This is a genomic window from Chitinimonas sp. JJ19 (genome assembly GCF_036961565.1).
GTDB lineage: Bacteria > Pseudomonadota > Gammaproteobacteria > Burkholderiales > Chitinimonadaceae > Chitinimonas.
On sequence record NZ_JBAMDD010000001.1, the window covers coordinates 290783 to 313015 of the forward strand.

Sequence of the window (22233 nt, forward strand, 5' to 3'; positions counted from 1 at the left end):
GCAGCCTGGCCAAGGAGTTGCCGCACCAGACCACAGAGCCAGTACGACCTCAACCCAACAAGCACATAAAAAACAAACCGGAGTGACGACATGAAACTGCAACACCTTCTGCGTGCCAGCCTGCTGGCAAGCGCAGTGGCCGCCGCCTTGCCTGCGTTGGCCGCAACCGAACAGGCCAAGTCCAGCACTGCCGTGCTGTTCCAGGGCTTTCACTGGAACTCGGCCAATGGCCAGTTGTACGGCGATCTGCAAGCCAAGGCCAGCGATCTGAAAAACCTGGGTATCACCCACGTCTGGTTCCCGCCACCGTCGGATGCCGGTTCGCGCGAGGGCTACCTGCCGCGCCAGCTCAACAAGCTCGACTCCAACTACGGCAACGAAGCAGCGCTGACCGCTGCCATCTCGGCCCTGAACGGGCAGGGTATACACAGCGTGGCCGATGTGGTGATCAACCACCGTATCGGCACCACCAACTGGGGAGATTTCACCAACCCCACCTGGGGCTGCAATGCCGTGGTCAATAGCGATGAGTGGACCGGCAAGTGCGGCAACGCCGATTCGGGCGATGGCTATGCGGCCGCGCGCGATCTGGACCATAGCCAGATCGTGGTGCAGAACGATATCAAGACCTGGCTATCGTCCCGTCTCAAGGGCGTGGGCTTCAAGGGTATACGTTACGATTATTCTAAAGGCTATGCGCCGGGCTATGCCGCGCTCTACCACGATGCCATGAACCCCAGCTTTTGCGTGGGCGAGGTCTGGACCGACCTGAACTTCAACAACGTGGACGGGCATCGCCAGCTACTGGTCAATTTTGTGGACGGCACGGCCGGCAAGTGCGGGGTGTTTGATTTCACTACCAAGGGTTTGCTCAACCAGGCGCTCAGCTACAACGAGTATGGCCGCCTGCGTGATGGCAGTGGCAAGCCGGCAGGTGGCATAGGCTGGTGGGCGCAGAAGATGGTGACCTTTGTCGACAACCATGACACCGGCCCCAGCGAGAGCTGCGGCGTGGGCCAGAACCACTGGCCCGTACCCTGCGACAAGGTCATGCAGGGTTACGCCTATGTGCTGACCCATCCGGGCATCCCCAGCGTGTACTACGCCCATGCCTATAACTGGGGATTGAAGGGGGCCATCAAGGCCATACTGGATGTCCGCAAGGAGCAAGGCCTGAGCTCGACCTCTGCGGTGGCCATACAGCGTGCCGAGCAGGGCCTCTATGCGGCCATCGTCGATGGCAAGGTGGCCATGAAGATAGGCCCCAACGACTGGAACCCCGGCGCAGGCTGGACCTTGCGCACCTCGGGCAACCAGTACGCCGTCTGGAGCAAGAGCGCAGGCGGTGGCGGTTGCACGTCAGTACCGGTGGCATTCAGCATCGCCAATGCCAGCACGGTCAGCGGCCAGCGTCTTTATGTGGTCGGCAACCAGACCTCCTTAGGCAACTGGACCCCTGCCAACGGCTATGCCCTGACTGCACAAGGCAGCGGCAGCAACGCTACCTGGAGCGGCACGGCCAACCTGCCGCCAGCAACCGCCACGCAGTATAAGTATGTGAAGTGGAATGGCAGCAGTGCTACCTGGGAGAGCAACCAGGCCACGGCCAGCGGCAATCGCGAGTTCACCACGCCGGCCTGCGGTGGCTCGGCGACGCGGAGCGATGGGAGCTTCCGGTTCTAAGCTGGGTAGTGCAAACCAAAACAGGCCGCGTGAGCGGCCTGTTTTGTTGCTGCTGATTGCTGAAACTATCGTGGCTCTTTCAGACGCGATCTCACCACCTCATCCGGGTCTTGTGCCAAGCGTTGCCTGGCCGTATCCACTAGCCCGAGCTGTACTGCCATGGCGCGGCGTACCCCATACTCCTGATCGCTGGCCAGGGCCAGTTGCAAGGCTTCTGGCAAGGCGGTCTTGCTGGCGTAGCGGCCATAGGCCAGGGCGGCGCGTACGTCGGGGGTGTCGTCGCCAGCCAAGCCGCGCCACAGTGCTATTGGGCAGTGTGCATTGAAGGCCGCTTCAGCGCGTACGGCGGCCACAGGGTCTGACGCCAAATGGGCGAAGAGCGTATCTGACCCTTGGATCAGGCGTGCGGCCGTCCGTACCCGGATACGTGGCTCGGCGTGGTGGCAGGCTTGTTCAAGCAGGGCAGGCGTCCAGCAACGGGCGGGCAGTAGGCTGGCAATCTGCCAGGCCCAAGCGGGGGCGGCCAGCTTTGCCTGGGCTTCTTCCGCAGTCAGGCCACCTTCCGCGATACGCCGCTGCCAGGCTCGCGCTTCGCCGTGCTGCTGCACACGCGCCTCATGGGCTGGTGGAGCGGGGTAGGGCGAACGCCCATTGGCATAGGCGCGTCGCAGCAAATTCATATTGGCCCCGCCACGTTGTTCCGGGTTCAGGCCCGCCCAGTACATCGCATGGTCAGACAACTGATTGTCAAAACTATAGCTGTTGTAGTGGTAGTCCAGCACTGTCTGGTGCGCGCCAGCCGACTTATCCTGAACAATGAAGCCACGGGCCGATAGCGTACCCACCACTTCAAATGCCCAGTCGTTGTAATACTGGTAGACCGTGTCGCCAACAATGGCATCGCCCCAGACAAACAGGCCATAGACTGAAAAAACCTGCTGGCAACGCAGATCGCCCAGGACCAGGACCGTGCATTCGCCCTCATCGCTGTACACGTCGCAGATCAAGTCGCCGGTAACGATCAGATTGAGGTCAACAATGGTCTCGCCATCGGGCAAATACAGATCGCCCTCGTGGATGCGCCAGCCGGAATCCATGGCCAGATAGGTACGGGCCATTTCCGTCCACTGCCTGTTGCCATCTGGCATGGCAAGGCCACGGTCGATCAGCTCCTGGCGCTCCTCTGCCTCGGCATAGCGGAAGCGAAAAAAGCTATCGGATAGCTGGCGGCGGGGTAGTGCGATGTCTTGATCATCCTGCTGCAATTGCCGCTGTGCCAGGATATGGGGAATTAGCACCGTATAGTCTGCCGGTAGCGTAGACAGATCGCCGCCGCGCCAACCGCCTTCCACCAGCCTGTGGATGGATGCGATCAGGATTTGCTCGTCCCTACCCACCTCATCCAGCAGTTGTGCCAGCACCTGCAGGGCTGCGCCGTGATTGCTGCAACTGGCTGACGGCACAAGCTCCACCGCCTTTTGTGCCATCTCCAGCGCTTCATCGTCGTCGCCATCCAGTACCAAAGCACGTGCCTTCGTCATGCAGCTCCAGCGCAAGGCATCACGTAAGGGCTCATCGGCGCCTGACATATCCTCGGGCAGGGCGGCGCTTTCCAACACCTCTTTCAGCTTGATGGCAACTTGGTTGGCTGCTGGTAGGTGCTCGGTATCAGCGTCGTTAGCTACATCAATCTCGCCCGGCAGCAAGGCCATACCGATCTGGTGCAGCCATAGGGCATCGTCTATGTTGCCGCGTAGGTGTTCATCAAGCAGAGATTCCAGTTCATCGGTGTTATCGGTGAAGCTGTGGTGGTTGGTGAAGGTGGTGGGGGCTGGGTAGGGGTGAGGCATGGTGGTGTCGGGGAAGGTGCGGCAAGCGCTGGGGGCAATGGTGTTTGTGGATATTGCACGAGCATATCGTCGCCGCTGTGTGTGAGTAAGGGGAGTTTTCACGGCGTGCAGATGGATAGCACTGCTGAGTGTGACAAGGTGACAGTGGATTGGATTTTTTGCTCTAAAAAACAGTAACCTAGGCTGTTGCGCTGTCTTTCTCAGTGCTGTAAGATTCGGCGCTTTTTATACTGATGGCATTTTATATTATCTGTGTTGGTATGAGCTTATCTAGAAACTTTCTATATGGCGACAAAATAGTAGATTAAAAAGTTCTCTCGGAATTTTCGTGTGAAATGGTAGGTGTTTGAGATTTGTTGGGCCGGAACTCCTCGAGAAAATTTATTTGGTACTTGGAAGTTATTATGGTGCTTTTAATGTTATTAATTATAAATATTTAATATGGTAAGCGAGAGTTAGTGTGAGGCATCCTAATTATTCAGGGTTTGTGTGGACGGAATTGGTTGTGGGGGTAATTTTATTGTTGCTGCCAGATGCTGCCATGATCCAAATGTCAGAATGGTTTTATGCGCCGTTTCCCTTGGTGGAAAGGTGTGCTTTTCACCGGGTGTCATGGATGGTCTTTCTTCTGGTTTTCCTGGTGTGGGCTATTATTGCCTGTACGCCATATGGATTTAGATGTCTGCGACCGTTTATTGATAATCGGCGTAGGATGTGGTTGGCCGCATTTTATGTGGGGATCTTGAGCGCATTAAGCATGCTTGGATTGTCTATTACTGAGGGCGAATGCAGAGCGGTGTCTTTGTCACAGCGTTTGTTCTTTCTGTTCTTGTTGTTTGGGTTGTCTGGAGGGTTGTTAATATCGGCGGTGATATTTAGGAATTTGCTGTTATCAGGATTCTTCCGTAAATAAGATCCTTCCAGGATTTCCCTTTGTTTTTTCTAAAGGTTTAAGTTTTATGTCTAAATTGCACTATCGTCCAAAGAATACTACTGTTACTAGTGGTGTCCACACCATAATTACGGATGCTGGTAATTGGAGTGTGTTTTTACCTGCTGTTGCAAATGGAGTTACTAAGCCTGAAGTTTGGGATACAGATGCAATGGCACTGGCAACATCGGAGGCCTTGGCAGGTATGGGGCAAATGATCAATGCTTCTTCGGTTGAGAAAATTAAATATGCGGACTCATATTTGAAACGCGCCGCAGAGGTCCAGGCGCATGCGAATGAATATGTCAAGAAATATAATCTAAACGGACCTGCGGCGCAGAATGCGTATCGAGCAGCTGCACAGCAGAGTAATCACTATAAAAAGATTTCGGACAATTTGCGCGTGTTGGCCAGTATTCCGGCTAGCGATGGCTCGAGCGAGCTTGCATCCGCGACGCGATTGAAACTGCTCGGGGAAGGGTTGAAGGCGCTTGGGGCTGGCCTTACAGTGCTTCAAACTGCTTCCAAAGTACACGATGCGGCTACCGGGGAAATTACGACGCACGAGTTGATGGCGACTACTGTTGGAGGATTGGTTGGAGGCTTGGCAGGTGTAGGGCTTGCTGCGATTCTCGGTGTGGCTGCTGCGCCAGCTGCAACGGCGTTGGTAATGGGAGGTGTGGTACTGGCTATTGGTTATGCTGTGGGTAAAGTGACCGAAGCTGCGTATAAAGCGTTTGGCGACCCAGTGACGCAGCTACTTACCGATACTGGTGTATGGTGGGGAGACTTCCTCTTTGATACCGTTGAAAGTGGTAGTGAAGCTTGGGATTCACTGCTTGACGCGACACAGAAGCTTTTTGACGGTGGTGATATTGACGATTGGTTTTCGGACGGCCTATTTGACCGGCTCTTGGATGCGTTGCATCGTCGGCAAAGAGTGATCGACGAGTCTGTCGGACTCGATTTTGCTGCTGCGATAGCAATGCAGCTCCGGCGAGACCCATTTGCGCTTGATCTGGATGGTGATGGCATTGAAACCATATCTGTAGATGTGGGCACGTTGTTTGATCATGATGCTGATGGTGTGAAAACAGGCACTGGCTGGTTGAAGGGTGATGATGGCTGGCTGGTACGTGATTTAAATGGCAATGGTACGATTGATACCGGGCGTGAGTTATTCGGTGTGGATACATTCCTTAGGAATGGGTTTACGGCCAGTGATGGTTTCGCGCTTTTGAGAGATTTAGATGCAAATTGGGATGGGCAGATAAATAGTAACGATGCTGTGTGGGGCGAGCTGAAGATCTGGCGTGACCTGAATCAAGATGGCATCAGTCAAGCCGGTGAATTGTCAACCTTGGCTGCGGCTGGGGTGACGTCTCTCGGGACTGCCTCTACGCTGCGAAACCATCACCTGGGTGATAATAATTATATCTATTATTCTGGTGAATATACCAAGTCTGATGGTACGAAGGGTATTTCTACTGCATTGGACTTAGGTGAAAATAAATTCCTGACAAAGTACGTTTGGGCGCCGGTGAGTGGAGCGGCCGCCGATTTGCCGGATATGGAGGGTTCGGGCGCTGTCCGTCGACTGCGTGAGGCCATGAGCGAGGACGACAAGCTGCGCGAACTGGTGGCACACTTTGCTGCGGCGGATAGCCGGGAAAAGCAAATGGGCATGCTGGAGGATCTGGTGGATACTTGGGGGGGGACTGCCAATATATTGGCAGGCCTTGAGCAATTCCGGGAAGAGCCCCATGTAGAGGGGAGGATGACACAACGTGAGTCGGCCGAGGCGTTATCACACTCAGAAGCCGACATTTATCGCATGCTGAAAACCTTGGAACAGTTCAATAACAGGAGTTACTTGGAGCCTAAGGCAGAGCCAGTCATAGTTCCTATTCAGAACGAGGCCACTTTAGAGTGGGAAAATGTTTTGACTCGGTATCAGTGGCGCTTTACTCCTGAGTTGAAGGCATTGATTTACTCCGCTTACGAGGCCCTTAAGGGGTCCGTGTATCAGTCATTGGTTGTCCAAACTCGATTGTCGGGTTGGTATGAGATGATTGATAAGAGCGTGAATGAAAAAGGACTGGTGCTGGATTTTAGTCGATTAGACGCGCATATCGCTACGTTGGCAAAAGCCGACGCCACGAATACTTTGCTGGATGTGCTGGCATTCGTTAGTGCAAACGGTAGTGCTAATCTATTGGAAATGGGTTGGAATTATCGCGAGATATTGAAGCAGGTAGCGCTTAAGGCGGATCCGGCCGAATTGCCAGCAAATTATCATCAATGGCTCACAGAGTTCATTGTTGATGCTCAATATAATGGTAAATTGGAGAAGAAGGAGGGGAATGTTGTCCTATTGGGATCGGACAGAAATAATGAAATCGTCTCGGGCTACGGTGCGGATCTACTGCTGGGTGGCGCAGGTGACGATACACTGAGAGGTGACCAGGGCAACGATACCTTTAGGGGGGGGGGTGGCAACGATACCATTGAGGATAGTTCGGGAGCGGACACTTATCTGTTGGCCAAGGGAGATGGTAGGGACTATATTGCGGATAACCAAGGTAGTGATATCGGAGTCCGTGATGTACTTCAATTTGGTGAGGGTATAACACCTGATCAAATACTGTTTTATCGTGTAGGTAGCGATCTGGTTGTCAGCTATGGTGAGGCAGACTCTGCAACGCTGTTTGGGTGGTATGATTTTTATCAGGGTTTCTTGATAGAAGATGCTCAGTTTGCCGATGGCCGCACGATTCCTATGTTCGAGTTGATGGCCCGCAACGGTGTGCGAGGGACAAGTGGGAACGATAATCTGCCCGGCACTAGTGGTAAGGATCGGTTATTGGGGCTGGATGGTGATGATAGCTTCGATAGTGGCTACGGTGATGATTTAATAGAAGGTGGTGCGGGTAATGATAATGTACGGGGTGGGTACGGTAGCGACACGCTATGGGGTGGTGTGGGGAACGACAGTTTAGACGGCGATGAAGGCGCCGACACCTATATATTTAATCTGGGTGATGGGCAGGATCGCATCGGCGATAATCAAAGAGATAATTTCGCTGCGCGTGATGTACTGCAATTTGGTGCTGGAATTTCGCCAGATCATTTGAACTTTAGCCGTAATGGCTCTGATTTGGTTATCGCATACAGTGCCGTTGATTCGATAACTGTATTTGGTTGGTACGATTTCTACCAGAACTATCTGATTGAGGATGCGAAGTTTGCCGATGGTAGTGTTTTCGCTGTGTCGGATCTTATCGCTCGCCAAGGCATGAGGGGGACTTCAGGTAACGATAATCTAGTTGGCGGAAATGGAAACGACTCATTGCTGGGATATGCAGGCAATGATGTGTTAGTTGGCGGTAAGGGGAATGATGTACTTGATGGCGGCGAGGGAGTTGACGACATTAAGGGTGGCGAGGGTAATGATACGCTTGTGGGCGCTATCGGTAATGACCTTATGGATGGCCAAGCAGGCGATGATGTTTATGTCTTTAACCTGGGCGATGGGCTGGACCGAATCACTGAAAATACTTACAACTCGGCGAATGCTAGTGACGGGGGATCGGATACGTTGCAGTTCGGTGTGGGTATTGATACCAACGCACTGAAGTTCAGTCGTAGCGGCAACGATCTGATTGTGCGCTACAGCGAGACTGATGCAGTCACAGTAGTAGGCTGGTTTGGTGCAGCAAGCTATGGTATCGAGCAGATCCGGTTTGCAGATGGCACTGTGGTTGCGGTGGAGACGTTGCTGGATAGCCGTGGTATCCAGGGCACTGCAAACGGTGAATCGTTCAATGCCTACTATACGGATGGCAAAGATTACTACCTGATGGGTGCCGGCGATGACCGCGCCAATGGCGCTGGCGGCGATGATTCGCTGTTTGGCGAGGCAGGCAGCGATAGCCTGAATGGTGGTCTGGGTAACGACATCCTGAATGGCGGCACAGGTAACGATACGTTGGATGGCCATGTGGGAGACGACATCTATGTCTTCAACATGGGCGATGGGCAGGACCGTATAACCGAGAACTTCTACACCACCGCTAATCCGGCAGATCAGGGCTTCGATACGCTGCAGTTTGGTGCGGGGATTGATACCAGCACATTGAAGTTCAGCCGTAACGGCAATGACTTGATCGTCAGCTACAGCCAAGCTGATGCGGTCACATTGGTGGGCTGGTTCGCTGCAGCAAGCTATGGAATAGAGCAGATCCGGTTTGTTGATGGCAGTGTAGTTGCAGTAGAAACACTGTTGGACAGTCACGGTATCCATGGCACGGCAAATGGGGAGTCGTTCAGCGCCTACTACAACGACGGTAAAGACTATTTCCTGATGGGTGCTGGCGATGATAGGGCCAATGGCGTTGGCGGCGATGATTTGCTGTTTGGCGAGGCCGGTAACGATAGCCTGAATGGTGGTCTGGGTAACGACATGCTGAACGGCGGTATCGGTAACGATACGCTGGATGGCAATCTGGGCAATGACAGCTATGTATTTAACCTGGGTGACGGACAAGACCGTATTGCTGAAACCTGGGGTGCTGTGGACGTAACAGGTACCGATACGCTGGTATTCGGTGCGGGGATTACGGCAGACAGTTTGGTTGTGTCCCGTAAGGACCAGGACCTGGTGATCAAGTACAGCGAAACCGATGTAGTGACTGTCGTAGCGTACTTCAATCACGCCGCATACAAGGTCGAACAGATCCAGTTTGCCGACGGCAGCACGATGACAACCGATGCCTTGCTGTTACGCAATGGTATACGCGGGACGGCGGGGAATGATGCCATGGTGGGCAGCCAGGCTGCCGATCTGATATTCGGTGATGCCGGCAACGACACATTGAATGCTGACGCCGGTAATGATTTGCTGCACGGTGAAGCGGGCAACGACAGCCTGAATGGCGCGCTGGGCGCGGATATGCTCAACGGCGGTATCGGTAACGATACGCTGGATGGTGGTGAGGGCAATGACGTGTACCTGTTCAATCTGGGCGATGGCGCGGATCGCATCGCAGAGTCCTATGGTTGGGGTGCGGCGGCACAATCGGGCCTGGATACCCTGCAGTTTGGTGCCGGTATCAAGGCGGAGGATTTGCGCTTCGCCCGCGTGGGCCAAGACCTGGTGGTGAAGTACAGCGCGACGGATGAAGTCGCTGTTACAGCCCATTTCAATAGTGCCGGGTATCGTGTCGAGCAGGTTCAGTTTGCCGATGGCAGCGTTGTTGCGATGGATGCTTTGCTCTTGCGAAATGGTATTCGTGGGTCGGCAGGCAACGATGCGATGACGGGCACGGCGATAGATGACCAACTCTACGGTGATGCTGGCAACGACACCCTGAATGCTGACGCCGGTAATGATTTGCTGCATGGTGAAGCGGGCAACGACAGCCTGAATGGCGCGCTGGGCGCGGATATGCTCAACGGCGGTATCGGTAACGATACGCTGGATGGTGGTGAGGGCAATGACGTGTACCTGTTCAATCTGGGCGATGGCGTGGACCGTGTCGCAGAGTCCTATGGTTTCAATGCGGCTGCACAATCGGGCCTGGATACCCTGCAGTTTGGTGCTGGTATCAAGGCGGAGGATTTGCGCTTTACCCGCGTGGGCCAGGACCTGGTGGTGAAGTACAGTGCGACGGATGAAATCACTGTAGCGGCGCACTTCAATAGTGCGGGATATCGCGTTGAGCAGATCAAGCTTGCGGACGGCACCGTGCTGAACACCCAGGAGGTGCTCTTGCAGCAGGGCCTGGTCAAGACCAGCCCGGTTGTGCGTATGCCGCAGATGGAACAGGCCGCGATTTCGGCCAACCGCCAGCTCAACGCCTTGGTCGATGCCATGGCCAGCTTTGCGCCTACCGAGATGGGTAGCTTGAATCTGAGTACTCAGCTGGAAGAGCAATACCGGCCGATGGCAGTTAATACGCTGTAATAGGCGGCTTGTTTGTTGTAGGCATCAAACCGGGCTGTGTTTACAGCCCGGTTTTTTTGCGCTTGTTGCCAGTATGGCTGTTGGTTGGCTGCGTTGGCTATTGGGCTGCCTTTGCCGTCGGTGACATTACCGCCACCGCTGCGCACACCAGGGCCAGCGCGATACCGCAACTGGCCGCCAGCAGGCCCAGTGATGCGCCGGCTGATAGCAGCACCGAGCTGATGCCATAGGCCAGCGGGGTCAGGCCCAGCGATGCCATGCTGTTGAGGCTCATGACACGGCCTATGCGTTCGGGTGGAGTGTGCTGCTGCAGCAGCGACAGCATGGGCACGTTGTTGCAGGCGATGCAGAAGCCGATAGCGAACTGGGTGGCGGTGGCGGCGGTGGCGCCTAGTTGCGGTAGGGTGGCCAGCAGCAGGCCTTCCAGGGCGATGATCCAGCAGATGAATTGCAGCCGCTTGTAACGCGGCGGGTAGAGTGCCAGCAGCACGCCACCGCCCAGCATGCCTGCGGCGAAGGCGCTTTGCAGCTGTGCCAGCAGGCCTGCGCTGGCGCCCGGCAAACTGGCGGCCATCAGCGGCGGTGCAAAGCCCATGGGCCCCATGAACAGCAAATTGGCAATGGCGTAGATGATCAGCAGCAGCCGCAGCACTGGGGTGTCGCGTACGCAGGCCAGGCCTTCCTGCAGCTCTGCCCAGAGGGCACGTGAGGGTCGGGGGGATCTCGAGGGTTCGGCAATGCAGGCAGCGGCCACGGCGCCTGCCAGCATCAGGCCGGCAGTCAGGCCAAAGGCGCCGGCAAAGGGCAGGGCTGCCAGCAGAATGCCGCCGATGACGGGGCCTGCCACCATGCCCAACTGGTTGGTTGCCAGCATCCAGGCGTTGGCTTGGCCCAGCTGGGATGGGGGAATGATGGCGGGCAGGATGGCATCGCGTGCGGGCCAGTACAGGGCATCGAGCATGCCAAAACCTGCTGCCAGCAGGATCAGCAAGGGCAGAGTCAGCACCTGCTGGTGGGCCGCCAGGCCCATGGCCAGCAATAGCAGGCTGCGGGCCATGAAGCTGGCCGCCATGATGCGGCTACGCGGCAGGCGATCGGCTAGTACGCCCCCCAGCGCCATCAGGGCGATGCGGGGTACGGTGCCGGCCAGCATGATATAGCCCAGTTCGGCCTTTAGCTGCAGCACATTGACGGCATACCAGGTCTCGGCCAGCAGGGCGATGGCGAGGCCAAAGCTGGAGGCGACGCTGCCTAGCCAGAGCAGCAGGAAGGCGGGTTGACGGTAGAGGGGGAGATCGGCCATGGGCCGCTATGTTATGCGCGTCCGGGCTGGAAAAGACGATTTGATACCGGTATGCACCAGGGCTAAGTGTGCCCCGAGGGCGTGCAGGCACCTCCGTTTGGGGAGGCGCCTGGGTGCTATGGCATGGATACTTTCCATCAGGGGAAGGCGGGTATCACCGGGTCCAGGCCGCGGTCTTCTGCTTCCGGGTGCATGCGTTGCAGCATGGATTCTATTTCGGCGACACGACCTATGGGTACGTCCACCATCAACAGGATCTTGCCATTGGCGATATCAGCCTCGAACGGCTTGATATGGCTGTTGGGGAGGGAACTGCCCACCATGCTGGCGACCCAGCAGCCGAACACCGCGCCGAACAGAAAGGTCACCAGGGCCGCCGCGCCATGGGGTATGCCTTCTATGGGGGCGAAGATCATGCCCAGGCCGATCAACAGGCCGGTCATGCCGCCCCAGCGCAAGCCTGCGCCTGCGCCGTGCAGGATATCGGAACTCTGCAGCAGATTGGCCTCGTGCAGGCCTGTCAGGTTGGTGCCGTCGCGGGCCATGAAATGGATGTGCTTGACCTCGATACGGGCGAGCAGCAGTTCGTCCATGGCACGCTTGGCGCTATCGTGGTCGGGATGCAGGAAATACAGGCGTTTGCGCATGATCCTATCCTCCGGCTTGGGGTGTGCGGTCAAGTAGCCGCAAGGGTTGGACATCACCCTGCCGGGGGCGGTTCGGCTGCGTGCCTGCGTGCGTGGCGCTAGCAAGCTGATTTCAGACCAACGGCGCGCGCAGCCCCTGCCGGGCTGGCTGCGCTCAGGCTGCCAGTGCCAGGCTGAAGTGGGCGCTGCCTGCCTGTTCTTTCACCAGGGTAAAGCCATGGCTTTGGTAGAAGCGCACGGCATCTTGCCAGTGCGCGGGGGTTTCCTGCTGTACAGTCTGGTAGCCCAATGCGCGCGCTGCATCGAGCAGGCTCTGCAGCAGGCGGCCGCCCAGGCCATGGTGGCGCCACTCTGGCGCCACCACCATACGCACGATACGGCCGCCGCCGTCGGCTTCTGCCACCAGGGCGCCGCAGCCTATGATGCGATCACCGGCCTCGGCCACCAGGAAGATGCTCTGGGCGTAGTGATCGAACAATTGTGCCAGGTCGGGGTGGGCTGCAGCCTCGACCTTGCCCCAGTGTTCCATCAGCGCGGCCTCGATCAGCTGCCGCACGGCAGGCTCATCGGCACGCCTCAGCCGGTGCAGCTTGATCGCATCCAGCATCTGGTGGGCCGCGCCACTCACGGCTTGATGCCCAACTGGTTCATGATGAAGGCCTGATCGAAAGCGACTTCCTTGATGCGGTCAAAGCGACCACTGGCGCCACCATGGCCGGCGCCCATATTGGTCACTAGCAGCAGGGGGTTCTGGTCGGTCTTCAGTGTGCGCAGCTTGGCCACATATTTGGCGGGCTCCCAATACATCACCTGGCTATCGTTCAGCGAGGTCTTCACCAGGATGGTGGGGTAGGCCTTGGCCGCCAGGTTGTCATAGGGTGAGTAGGCGCGCATCCAATGGTATTCGGCCTTCTTGTTGGGGTTGCCCCATTCCTCGTATTCGCCCACGGTCAGGGGCAGGCTGGCGTCCAGCATGGTGCTCAATACATCTACGAAGGGAACTTCGGACAGTACCACCTTGAATAGGTCTGGACGCATATTGGTCACTGCGCCCATCAGCAGGCCGCCAGCGCTGCCGCCTTCGATGGCCAGTTTGTCGGCACGGGTATAGCCTTGGGCGATCAGGTGTTCTGCGCTGTCGATGAAGTCATTGAAGCTGTTCATCTTGTACTGCATCTTGCCGGCATCGTGCCATTTCTCGCCCAGGTCGCCACCACCACGTATATGGGCTACGGCAAAGATCACGCCGCGATCCAGCATGGAGAGGCGGTTGGACGAGAAGTACACGTCGTTGGGCGAGCCATAGGCGCCATAGGCCTCCAGCCACATGGGGGCGCCGCCGGCCACCTTGGCGCCTTTGTGGTAGACCAGCGAGATGGGCACCTGCACGCCGTCGCGGGCCTTGGCCCAGATGCGCTCGGTGACATAGTTGGCAGGGTCAAAACTGCCCAGCACCGGCCGGCGCTTTTTCAGCACTTGCTGGCGGCTGGCCATGTCGTAGTCGAATACGGTATCCGGCGTGGTCATCGACTCGTAGCCGTAGCGATAGACCTGACTGTCCCACTCGGCATTGGCCTCGGTACTGACGCTGTAGGCGGGCTCGTTAAAGGCCACATTGTGGCTTTGCTGGCTGGCCAGGTCGGTAATCACCATCTGGTTGAGGCCGTTGACCCGCTCGTGCCGCACCATGAAGCGCTTGAACAGGTCTATGCCCTCCAGCATGACGTCAGGGCGCTCTGCCAGCAGTTCTGTCCAGTTGGCCTTGGCGGGATCGCTGACGGGGGCTTTTACCAGACGGTAGTTGCGGCCGGTATCGTTGATGCGGATATAGAAATCATCGCCATGGTGATCCACGTTGTACTGCACGTCGGCGCGGCGGCGAGCCAACACCTTCCAACGGCCATTCGGTGCATCGGCCTTGAGATAACGTATCTCGGTACTGGTATGGCTGCCCACCTGCTCAATCAGGTAGCCCTCGCTGCGGGTCAGGTAGACATCCAGGCCGAAGCGCTCGTCCTTCTCTTCGTGCACCAGTTGGTCGGTCTTCTCGCCCAGGCGATGGCGCCAGAGCTGGTTGGAGCGCTTGGTCTGCTTGTCTTCGGTGCTGTAGAACAGCGTGCCGTTGTCCAGCGCCCAGGCGGTGGAGGTAACGCGTTCGCGCTTGAAGGGCAGCAGTTTGCCGGTTTCGAGATTCTTGATCTGCAGCTTGTACTGGCGGAAGCCGGTGGCATCGGTGGTAAAGGCCAGCAGCTTGCCATTGGGGCTGACTTCAAACTCGCCCACATCCATAAAGCGCTTGCCGCGAGCCAATTCGTTCACATCCAGCAATATCTGTTCGGCCGAGGCCTCCCAACTGCCGTCGGCTGCAATCGGCTTGCGGCAGAGTATGGGGTACTGGTGGCCGGTTTCGAAGCGCGAATAGTAGTAAAAACCGTCGAGCCGGTAGGGCACCGAGCTGTCGTCTTCCTTGATACGGGCTTTCATCTCTTCGAACAGGGTGTTCTCAAACGCCTTGATCGGTGCAGTCACGGCTTCGGCATAGGCGTTCTCGGCCTGCAGATAGGCAATGGTGGCTGGGTTCTGCTTGTTGCGCAGCCAGAAGTAGTTATCGACACGGGTATCGCCGTGGATACTGAGCTTCTTGGGTTGCACGGGCGCCTTGGGTGGTTCGGCAGCCAGGGTGGCGATGGACAATAGCGTGGCAGTGGCCATGGCAAACAATTTCATAACGGGATTCGGAATTGAGAAAGATAGCAAAGCCGCGCAGCATACGCTGCTGTAAACGCCTAAGCACCTAGCTTGCGACGATCTGTCATTATCGGCGATGGCTGAATGGCAAGGCGGGCAACCCTTACTGATCTGGTCTAGCCTGTCTGCAATGGCGGACAGGCAATCAAGCTGGGAGCGCACTGCGTGCCTTGCCAGGATGGGGAGAGCCTATTCACTGTTTGTTATTGGCGCCCCGACCAAGAACCTTTAGGTACGGTTGTGCGAGCTTGCTGTGCCCGTGTGCTGTCTGCTGTGCGCCAGTGCCCACACGCCTGGCCAGCACCGCTACGCTGGGTTTTGTAGGCGGCGCTGAATGTGATGCAATGGGCTGGCACAGGCTTGGCATATTGACTGCAGAACCTGCCTGTATGGTGCAGGCACCCAAGCCTGATAACAACGCGGTAGCGGGTACGCCCGTGCCGACAAAAAACTTCTGGAGGTATGAACCTGATGCACACACTCAAGGGCAAGACGGCGTTGGTCACAGGGTCGACCAGCGGCATAGGCCTGGCGATAGCCAGCGAACTGGCCAGCCAGGGCGCCAACATCGTACTGAATGGCTTTGGCGATGCCGATGCGGCGGTCAGGCAGATAGCGTCCTACGGCGTGGCGGCGCGTTATCACGGTGCCGATATGAGCCAGCCTGCCGATATCGAAGCCATGATGCGCTATACGGCTGCCGAGCTGGGGGCGGTGGATATCCTGGTCAACAACGCGGGCATACAGCATGTGGCCGCCTTGGAGCACTTTCCGCCGGAGCGCTGGGACGCCATTATCGCCATCAACCTGACGGCGGCTTTCCATACCAGCCGCTTGGCGATTCCGGCCATGCGCGAGCGCAACTGGGGGCGTATCGTCAATGTCGCTTCGGTGCATGGTTTGGTGGCTTCGCGGCAGAAAGCCGCTTATGTGGCGGCAAAGCATGGGCTGATCGGCCTGACCAAGGTGGCGGCGCTTGAGCTGGCCGAAACCGGTGTGACCTGCAATGCCATCTGCCCCGGTTGGGTGCGCACCCCGCTGGTGATGGAGCAGATAGAGGCGCGTGCCAGGGAAGAGGGGGTGAGTGTGCAGGAGGCCCAGCGTGAGCTGTTGTCCGAGAAACAGCCCTCGCACGACTTTGTCACCGCCGAGCAGCTGGGCCAGTTGGTGGTGTTTCTCTGCAGCCCGGCGGCCAGCCAGATACGTGGCGCCGCCTGGAATGTGGATGGCGGCTGGGTAGCGCAATAGTGACGTACGGCCAGGCTTCCTGACGATGATCTGCATCGGGTGGTGCCATAACGGCACTAGGCGCACGCAGTGGCGCTGGATGCTTGCCCTGACGGGGTTGACGCCAGGAGGTGGATCTAGCGCGGGTTCTGCTGGTGGCGTTCTACCTGCTCGAAGCTGACACGGCCGCTGCCCTGGCGATCTATCTCGGCGAAGTGCTGAACCACATAGCCCAGCCCGGCGGCCTTGGCCTGGGCCAAGCTGATGCTGCCGGTCTTGAGTGTATCGGCAGCGGCAAAGCGCTGTTGCAGCTTGGCGCGTGCCTGTGCCTGCAGCGCGGCCCCAGCCAGCGGCGTGCGCTGGGCAGGCTTGCGGGCGGCCGGGGGCAGATAGGGGTCGCCCAGTTGGGGCAGGTGGCTGCGGTCCTCGGGCTGTGTGCCTGGATCGCCGTTGCCGGGCGCCGCTTGTACGGCCAGTGCCAGCAGGGCGGCGAGCAGGGGGGCGAGGTGGCGGTGGGGCATGGTGGCGTCCTCAGTTGAGCGCGCTGGCATAGAAGGCGGCCAGGTCGGCCTTGGTTTTGACGCGCGAGGCGTCATCCAGATACATCATATGACCCCCTTCGTAGTTATGAATTCGCAGGCCAGGCACATTGCCCAGGCGTGCCAGATCCAGCTCAGTCTGGTGGAAGGGCGTGGCGAGGTCGTTATAGCCGTGCAGCACCATGATCTTGAGATTGGGGTTCTGCTGTAGCGCGGCGGCCAGGTCGGGCAAGGTATCGGGCAGATCCTGGCCATCGTGCTGCCAGTTCCAGCTTTGTATGGCATTGCTGCTGATGGCATAGCTGCTCTGTGCGGTGTATTTCAGCTGGCTGGCCAGGTAGCTGCGTATGGTGCTGGCAAACGAGCTGGTGATGAAGGTGGACGAGGGGTCGCCCTCGCTGGCCAGGGCGCTGCCTTGTGGGGCCGTCACGCGGGCATCGTAGCGGCCCAGCACCGTGCCGGTAATCAGCTGAAACTGATAGGTATTGGGGTGGAGGCTGAGATTGGCCTGCCACAGGTTGGCACGTGCGCCGGTCAGGCCGACCAGTTGATCGACCAGGCTCGTGCTGGGCGGCAGGCGACTGCCCAGCCAGCTGGCTACGGCGGGGCCATAGGTGCTGGCGGCATAGCTGCGCATCTGTTGGGCGTAGGCAACGTAGTCGGTCTGGGCCGGATTGGTTAGCCTGAAATGGGCGCCGGTATTGGCGTAGGTGGGCAGAAAACCGGTGCAGTTGGCTTCGCCTGGGCTATAGACGGCGCAATTGCTGTAGTAGTTGAGTATGGGGGAGAGCAGGATCACACCGTTCATGCGGGTGCCGGCCGCTTCCAGCAGATCGGCCAGTACACTGCTGCGTACCCCGCCATAGGATTCGCCCAGAATGAACTTGGGCGAAGCCGTACGCTGGTTGACCGCCAGGTAGCGGTTGACAAAGTCGCGGAAGGCTTCGGCGTCGGCATCCACCCCCCAGAATGTCTGGTTGGTATGGGGCGCGATGGCCTGTGATAGCCCGGCGCCGATGGCGTCGACGAATACCAGATCGCTGGTATCGAGCAGGCTTTCCTGGTTATCGACCAGCGGAAAGGGTTGTGGCTGGCTGGTGGCTGGGTAGCCTACCTGCAGGCGCTTGGGGCCATAGGAGCCCAGGTGCAGCCAGACGCTGGCAGAGCCTGGTCCGCCATTGTAGAAAAAGGTGACCGGCCGGGTACGCGCATCCTGGTTCTTGGCGGTGTAGGCCACATAGAAAAATGCTGCCTTGGGCTGGCTGGTCTGTGGGTGGCTGGCGATCAGGTGGCCGGCCGTTGCGGTGTAGTCGATTACCCGTCCGCCCAGGTTGAGGCTGTGGTGGGTCAGGGCGGCGCCCTCATTGGCCACACTGAGGGAGGCATTGCCACTGCTTGAGTAAGCCAGTGGGTCGCTAAAGCCCCGGTCTGCCGGGTTGCCAGGCTGAGTGGGTTGGGTAGGGGTACTACCACCCCCGCCGCCGCCACCGCAGGCGGCCAATGCGAGGGTGATGGCCAACAGGTAGCTGTGGGTACGCTTGAGGGATACCGGCATGGTGGGCAAGGTAGGGAGCTGCGATAGCTGAGTGATAGCCCGGCACGCCGGTAATATCAATCAGCTCGCGGTCAGCTCGCGGGCTTGGGCTCGGCTGGCTTGAGCTCGCTGATGATGACGGCCACCACCACCATGGCGCCACCTATGCCTGCCTGTACGGTCAGCGATTCACTCAGCAGCAGCCAGCCGAACAAGGCAGCAAAGACGGGCTCCAGCGCGTAGATGACGGCGGCCTTGTCGGCCGATACATTGCGCTGCGCATAGGCCTGCAGCATCAGCATGCCGGCCGTGGCGACAAGCCCCAGGTAAATCAGGGTACCAATATGCGGCATCAATCTATCGGGCAGGCTGGCCAACGCCGCTCCCCCACCGCTGATGCCACTGCCCAGCACCCACAGGCTGGCAAACAGCGCCATCAGGATGATCTGCGTGGCGGCCAGTTGGCGGGCATCATGCCGGCCTGCACGCTGTGACAGCATGATGGTGTAGAGCGCATAGGCCAGGGCGCACAGCAGGGTAGCGCTGTCGCCCAGCAAGTTGCCGCCGCCTTCCCATGACATCAGCCCTATGCCGCTGCAGGCCACTGTGGCGGCCCCCACCATCAGGAGGGAGAGCCGGCCACCGAACAGCAGGCCGATAAAGGGCACCATCAGCACATTCAGGCTGGTGAGGAAGGCGCTGCGGTTGGACGAAATGTGCTCCAGCCCGTAAGCCTGCGCCACATAGGAGGTCAGCGCCAGCGCGCCCAGCAAAGCGCCATCCCGCCAGGTTTCGCGGCGTGCCTTGAACACGAACGGCAACATGCAGACGGCGGCAATGACAAAGCGTATGGCCGATATCTCGACGCCGCTAAGGCTGCTGGAAGCCGACTTGAGCAAGGGGAAGGTGGTACCCCAGACCAGGGTGACGAGGAGCAGTAGGAGGACGCTGAAGTTCATGGGGGCGGCAATGACGGGGCGAGGAAGGCAGCATTCTAGGGCCTGGAGGCCACTTGCAGAAACCGCGTGATGCTGGGCTGGGTAAATGGTGATTGATAGCTTGCTGGCGGCAAGCTCGCTGCAGGCTCTAGAATGTGTTTTTGTTGCATTGCCGCGAAAACTGCCATGTCATTGACGCCTGCCATCCATATACAACACTCCGCCCCCCTGGTTTGGCGGGCGGGTCATCGTGCGCTGCAGCATATCCGGCAGCGTGGCTTGGCGCCGGCCGACATCGGTCTGCTGCCCGGCGCGGCGGGCGGGCCGAAGGCCTTGGCGTTGACCGGGTTGGATCAGGCCTTGTTCGGTGACTGGCTGGTGCGTAGTCCTCGGCAGCGTCAGCTGATAGGCAGCTCCATTGGCGCCTGGCGTTTTGTCTGCGCCATGCAGGATGACCCGGCACGTGCCCTGGGGCGGCTGGCGGAGCGCTATACCGAGGAGACCTATGCCAAGGGTGTGACGGCCAGCCAGGTGGGTACCGCCCTGCGGTGCATGCTGGCGGATTTGTTTCAGGGCGATCCGGCCAGCCTGCTGCATCACCCCAGTTACAGTTTGACGCTGACCACGGTGAAAGCGCGGGGGCTGCTGGCCTCTGAGCATGGGCCTACCCAACTGGCCGGGGTGCTGGCAGTGGCGACCGCCAACCTGTTGTCGCGCAAGCTGTATGCCAAGGGCTGGGATCGCGTCTGGTTTGCCGACCCCCGCCATCCGGCACCTCCATTGGCCGGGGATTTCCCCACCCATATCGCGCCACTCAAGGCCGATAATCTGCTGGATGCGCTGCATGCCACGGCAGCCATCCCCTTGGTGGTTGCGGGGGTGAACAACCCCAACCACGCACCCGCAGGCCGCTATCGTGATGGCGGCTTGATCGACTACCACCTGGACCTGCCCTATACCCAGCTGAGCGATCTGGTGCTCTACCCGCATTTCTACCCGCACATCGTGCCGGGCTGGTTCGACAAAAGCCTGCCCTGGCGCAGGCCGTTGCCACAGCGACTGGATAATGTCGTGCTGGTTGCCCCCTCGCCAGACTGGGTGGCACGGCTGCCACATGGCAAGATTCCCGACCGTAACGACTTTCGCGATTTTGACGACAGTACCCGGCAGAAATACTGGCGCCAGGTCACGGCCGAAACGATGCGCCTGGGTGATGCCTTTCTGGCCGAAGTGGAGCGCGAGGACTTGGTGAGCCGCGTGGTGCCGTTCTAGTTGCGCCCACTCGGGCGAAAGTCCACGCCTATCCGCTGCAGAGCGTGCCTACGCCCTTGAGCGCCAGCTTGAAATATTGCAGCGAGTAACGATTGCGCTTGGCATCGGCACACCAGTTGGTATTGGGCGTGCTGCGGTATTCGGCAATGAATACCGGCTTGCCCAGTGCGATGAAGGTCTGGTAGACGCCGCACTCACGGTACTTGTAGCAGCTTTCGTTGATCGCAAAATCGAACTTGCCCACCAAGTCGGGCGCCAGTTCCACTGTGTTCTTCAGCCCGATCAGCAGGCCCTTGGCATGGGCCGTATCAGCCAGGAAGCGGTTGTAGTCGAGCTGGTGGGTGGCGGTCAGCGGCAGGCCGGTATCGTTGCTGTAGCCGTCCACATTGTCGGGGTCCACCCCGTCACAGCCCTTCTGTTTGGCCAGATCCATGCGCTTTCCCATGATGCTGCGCACGGTGGCATTGCGGATATCCAGCCAGTTCTCGCCTTCCCAACCATCCAGCGGTTTGCCCAGGGCAGCCTGGGGGAACTGGTTGGCATCGGGCCGCCAGTTTTCGTAGCTGCCGGCACTGAAATAGCAGATGACGGTGCGACCCTGGCTCTTCAACTGGGCGATGGTGGTGGCAGGCGTGTCGAACAGGTCGATGTCGTACAACTGACGATCAGGTTTTTGCAGGGTGCCTTGCAGCTGCAGGTGCCAGCTCATGCCCACCGTCAGGCCCGCCGCCGTGCCGGCTTGGCTGGCTATCAACAGGGTGATGAGTGCAAGGCGTGGCAGCTTGGAGGACATGGCGGACTCCTGGTGGGTTATCGGCTCGGTGGCGACAAGACCAAGGCTAGGCCATTGATTTGTTAATGGCAATATAACGAAATACTAATTTAAAGTTTGACCGATAAACGGCAGGTGAGCCGTGCTGTCCGAGTTGACGCGATGCCATGGCAGGGGGAGCGCAATGCCTTGCCAGCAGGGGTATTTGCCCGGTAAGCGCTATGCAGGGCGCGTTGTGGTGCGGGATATATTCGGGAATATTCACCCAGGGGTGCGACAATGGCGCCGCCCTCCTGCCGCCCATGCATAGCCTTTGTGAATACCCCTGTTCCCACGCCCGGTACGATCACCCATACCACCAGCGCCTCGTCAGAGACGCCAGCGGCTGCGCGTTTGCCAGGCTTGCCCGATGTGCTGGGTGCGCTGGAGCGCGGGACGCTGGCACCCCATGCCTTCGACCATAGGGCCCATGTATTTGCAGCCTGGGCTGCCATGCGCCAATACGGCCTGGAAGAGGGAGCGACGCGGTTTCGCCATGCCCTGCGTTGCTATTGCGGCCACCTCAAGGCCGATGACAAGTACCACGTCACCATCACCGAGGCGTTGTTGCAGCTGATCGCCCTGTATCTGCCGGATGACGCCGGGCAGCACCTGCGCTGGCAGCAACAGTGGCGACGGTTTGAGCAGCGTGCGGCTGGACTGATGCTGAGTAGCCGCGATGCCTTGAGCCATCACTACAGCGAAGCCCTGCTGGCGCAGGAGTCATCGCGCCAGGTATTCATCGCCCCTGATCGCCAGCCCTTGGCGGCGAGATGAACCCCAAG

Annotated in this window: 14 protein-coding genes; 5 read left to right on the forward strand and 9 right to left on the reverse strand. The window is 58.6% G+C overall.

Annotated elements, in window-relative coordinates:
• Positions 1–90: 90 nt before the first annotated feature.
• Positions 91–1683, forward strand: a complete 1593-nt coding sequence (locus V7714_RS01345; RefSeq protein WP_335387453.1) for a carbohydrate-binding module family 20 domain-containing protein — start codon at positions 91–93, stop codon at positions 1681–1683.
• A gap of 65 nt (positions 1684–1748) precedes the next feature.
• Here the strand turns inward: V7714_RS01345 and V7714_RS01350 are convergent, their stop codons facing one another.
• Positions 1749–3533 (reverse strand): hypothetical protein, encoded by a 1785-nt coding sequence (locus V7714_RS01350; RefSeq protein WP_335387455.1) that lies wholly within the window; start codon positions 3531–3533, stop codon positions 1749–1751.
• A gap of 959 nt (positions 3534–4492) precedes the next feature.
• On the opposite strand from V7714_RS01350, the gene V7714_RS01355 reads away from it, so the two are divergent.
• The gene (locus V7714_RS01355; RefSeq protein WP_335387456.1) at positions 4493–10429 is read left to right on the forward strand and encodes a calcium-binding protein; all 5937 of its coding nucleotides are present in this window, start codon (positions 4493–4495) and stop codon (positions 10427–10429) included.
• A gap of 97 nt (positions 10430–10526) precedes the next feature.
• Here V7714_RS01355 and V7714_RS01360 read toward each other — a convergent pair whose 3' ends face one another.
• The 4 genes from V7714_RS01360 to V7714_RS01375 all read right to left on the reverse strand — a co-directional run bounded on the left by V7714_RS01360 (position 10527) and on the right by V7714_RS01375 (position 15106).
• Positions 10527–11732, reverse strand: a complete 1206-nt coding sequence (locus V7714_RS01360; RefSeq protein ID WP_335387458.1) for an MFS transporter — start codon at positions 11730–11732, stop codon at positions 10527–10529.
• Between the two features lie 137 nt (positions 11733–11869).
• Positions 11870–12379: a DUF1269 domain-containing protein gene (locus tag V7714_RS01365; RefSeq protein ID WP_290332627.1), complete on the reverse strand. Its 510-nt coding sequence runs from the start codon at positions 12377–12379 to the stop codon at positions 11870–11872.
• Between the two features lie 154 nt (positions 12380–12533).
• A complete protein-coding gene (locus V7714_RS01370) occupies positions 12534–13007 on the reverse strand; it encodes a GNAT family N-acetyltransferase (RefSeq protein ID WP_335387461.1) in 474 nt (157 codons plus the stop codon).
• On the reverse strand, positions 13004–15106 hold the full coding sequence (locus V7714_RS01375) for a S9 family peptidase (RefSeq protein WP_335387463.1): 2103 nt from the start codon (positions 15104–15106) through the stop codon (positions 13004–13006). The genes V7714_RS01370 and V7714_RS01375 overlap by 4 nt, the downstream gene beginning before the upstream one ends.
• 483 nt (positions 15107–15589) lie before the next feature.
• On the opposite strand from V7714_RS01375, the gene V7714_RS01380 reads away from it, so the two are divergent.
• Complete coding sequence (locus V7714_RS01380) at positions 15590–16375, forward strand: 3-hydroxybutyrate dehydrogenase (protein WP_335387465.1); 786 nt, start codon at positions 15590–15592, stop codon at positions 16373–16375.
• A gap of 116 nt (positions 16376–16491) precedes the next feature.
• Here V7714_RS01380 and V7714_RS01385 read toward each other — a convergent pair whose 3' ends face one another.
• From V7714_RS01385 to V7714_RS01395, 3 genes are all read right to left on the reverse strand, one after another.
• Entirely contained in the window at positions 16492–16875 is a 384-nt protein-coding gene (locus tag V7714_RS01385; protein ID WP_335387467.1) for a hypothetical protein, read from the reverse strand.
• A 10-nt stretch (positions 16876–16885) separates the two neighbouring features.
• Positions 16886–18448, reverse strand: a complete 1563-nt coding sequence (locus tag V7714_RS01390; protein ID WP_335387468.1) for a S10 family peptidase — start codon at positions 18446–18448, stop codon at positions 16886–16888.
• A gap of 71 nt (positions 18449–18519) precedes the next feature.
• Entirely contained in the window at positions 18520–19386 is an 867-nt protein-coding gene (locus tag V7714_RS01395; protein WP_335387469.1) for a DMT family transporter, read from the reverse strand.
• Positions 19387–19551: 165 nt separating this feature from the next.
• On the opposite strand from V7714_RS01395, the gene V7714_RS01400 reads away from it, so the two are divergent.
• Positions 19552–20637, forward strand: a complete 1086-nt coding sequence (locus tag V7714_RS01400; RefSeq protein ID WP_335387470.1) for a hypothetical protein — start codon at positions 19552–19554, stop codon at positions 20635–20637.
• Between the two features lie 28 nt (positions 20638–20665).
• On the opposite strand, the gene V7714_RS01405 is transcribed toward V7714_RS01400, so the two are convergent.
• On the reverse strand, positions 20666–21430 hold the full coding sequence (locus V7714_RS01405; protein ID WP_335387471.1) for an endo alpha-1,4 polygalactosaminidase: 765 nt from the start codon (positions 21428–21430) through the stop codon (positions 20666–20668).
• 294 nt (positions 21431–21724) lie between these two features.
• Here V7714_RS01405 and V7714_RS01410 point away from each other — a divergent pair, with 294 nt between their 5' ends.
• The gene (locus tag V7714_RS01410) at positions 21725–22225 is read left to right on the forward strand and encodes a hypothetical protein (protein WP_335387472.1); all 501 of its coding nucleotides are present in this window, start codon (positions 21725–21727) and stop codon (positions 22223–22225) included.
• Positions 22226–22233: the final 8 nt, after the last annotated feature.